This is a genomic window from Kitasatospora sp. NPDC057512 (assembly GCF_042802135.1).
GTDB lineage: Bacteria > Actinomycetota > Actinomycetes > Streptomycetales > Streptomycetaceae > Kitasatospora.
Genome location: NZ_JBHVET010001022.1, coordinates 1 through 2361, shown reverse-complemented (window position 1 = coordinate 2361; position 2361 = coordinate 1). Strand labels below are relative to the sequence as shown.

Here is a 2361-nt window from a genome sequence, read left to right as displayed (position 1 = left end):
GGCTCCGCCCCTTTTCCACCCCCCCCCTGGTGTGGTCGTGGCCCGTTCCGGTCCGGACCGGATGTGGGGGGGTTCGGGCCGGCCCGGGGGGGCCGGCCGGCCGCGGTGGTGCGGTGTGGGGGTCAGTCGGTGACGGTCGCGGTCGCGGAGTGTCCGGGCGCGAGGGTCACGGTGGTGGAGGTGTAGGTCGTGCCGTCGACGGTCGTGGTGCGGGCCTCCCGCTGCTCGCCGTCGACGCTGGTGCGGGCGTGCCGTCCGGGGAAGCGGGCCTCCCAAGTCAGCGGCTCGGTGCCGGTGTTGGTGACGGTGCTGCGCTGCGCGCCGTCGTGGCGGACGGTCACCGTGCCGCCGCCCACCGGGATGCCCGCGACCTGGAGCCAGCCCATCGAGGCGGGCAGCTGCGGGGCGGTGGCGAGCGCGTGCCCGGCCGCGTCCGGGGTGACGCCGAGCAGGCCCTGGACGGTCTGGGCGAGCAGGGTGAACGGGACCTCGGGGTAGTCGCCGTTCAGCATCGCGCCGCTCACGTGCGGCTCGCCGACGCTCTCGTAGACGTGCCGCATCCACTTCCAGGCGGTGGTGCCGTCGTGGTTGGCGAAGAAGGCGTCCGGCAGGTAGGTGTAGGCCTCCAGGTTCGCCGAGCGCTCCGGGCCGGAGTCGGCGGCGTCGATGGCGGCGAGCTGGGCGTCCCGGCGCGGGCCCGGGTCGAGCAGCCCCTTGACCGGCATCAGCACGCTCGCCTCGTAGCCCCAGCCGGTGATCGGCTGGCCGGTGGTGTCGTAGCCGTGGACGACCTCGCCGGGCTGCGAACCGTCCACGCTCCAGGTGGAGTTGACGTACCTGCGCAGCTGCTCGGCGGCGTTCCGGTAGCCGGTGGCGGAGGCGGCGTCGCCCCGGGCGTCGGCCAGCGCGGCGGCGGAGAGGTAGGCCTGGTACTGGGCGCCGACCGCGTCCCCGGCCTCGGCGTAGGTGCGGGTGGCGTTCTCGGCGTAGCTGGCGGTGCCGGCGAAGATGCTGCGGCTGGTGGCCTGCGGGATCGGCACCCCGCCGTTGTCGACCGGGCCGGGGCGGGCGGCGATGAACGGGCCGAGGGTGTTGCGCACGTACCGGCCGAGGCCCGGGTCCTCGGCGTAGTCCCGGTCGCCGGTCCAGCGGTAGGCCTCGCCGGTCTGCTGGACGAGTTCGAACGGCGCGGGCAGCTCGCGGACGAAGCGGTCGGGGCTCCGGTAGTCGATGGCGCCGTAGCCGCGGGCGTCGAAGTTGAGCGCCCAGACCGGGTAGAGCTTGTTGACCTCGGTGGCGGAGGCCGCGAAGCCGCGCAGCATGGTCTTGTTCTCGGCGTCCAGGCCGAGCAGGTGGGCGCCGACCAGCTGGTGGGCGAAGTCGCGGCTGTAGAAGGCGGAGCGGAACGGGTAGCCGGCCCAGTAGGTGGCGTCGTAGGTGGTGGTGCCGGTGCCGCCGGGGTGGTTCTCGTCCTGGTCGAGCACGCCGGTGGCGCCGGCCTGCTGCACCCAGCTGTTGGCCTTGGTCTTGGCCCAGTCGAAGAGGGCGACGACTTCCGGGTCGGAGGAGCTGATCACCGGGTCGTTGGGGGCGGACGGGGCGACGGCGGCGTCGTCCACGTTGACCCAACCCGTGGGGGAGGAGCCGATGGTGAGGGTCAGCCGGTCACCGGGGGCGACCCGGACCCGGGGGAGGGTGTACTTCGCGTAGACGGACTGCTCGGGCAGCGGGAGGGAGCGCACCACGGCCCCGTTGACGCTCACCGAGAGGCTGCCGCCGGCGCCGCCCGTCGCGATCCAGGCGGACAGGTCGTAGCTGCCCGCGGTGACGGCGGTCACCTGCTGGCTCACCGCGTAGCCGGGGCCGGCGTCGAGGTAGGCGAGGCGGGTGCCGCCGTGCGGGTTGTTGGCGGCGGTGCCGGTGTGGGCGGTGAAGGTCCAGCCGCCGGGGGTGCCGTTCGCGGTGGCGGCGCCGCTCGTGCCGCTCGTTCCGCTCGCGCCGTTTGTTCCGCTCGTTCCGCTCGCGCCGCTGGTGCTGCCGGTGCCGCTCGTGCCGCTCTGCTCGAAGCCGGGGTCGGCGAGGACCAGCGGCTCGGTGCGGGTGAGCGTCCAGCGGTGGGCGGGGCGGTTGTCGCAGTGGTGGGCCACCGGGGCCGGGTCGGCGGTCAGGCAGCCGCCGGTGCCGCGGGTGGTGAGGGTGTAGGTGCCCTGCGGCGCGCGGGAGAGGGTGAAGCGCTCGGCCTCGGGGGAGCTGCCGCAGTCGGCGGTGGCGGGGCGGCGGTCCGGGCCGCCGAGGGTGAGGCAGCGGCCGTCGGCGGCGTTGACCAGCAGGTGGTCGGCGCCGGTGCGGCGCAGCTGCCAG

1 protein-coding gene is annotated in these 2361 nt (G+C 75.1%); it reads right to left on the bottom strand.

The genetic code is table 11. The annotated features are described in order from the left end of the window. Positions 1-122: 122 nt before the first annotated feature. Positions 123-2361 (bottom strand): hypothetical protein (locus ACFU6K_RS37035; protein WP_380670745.1); only part of this gene is annotated, 2239 nt, incomplete at its 5' end.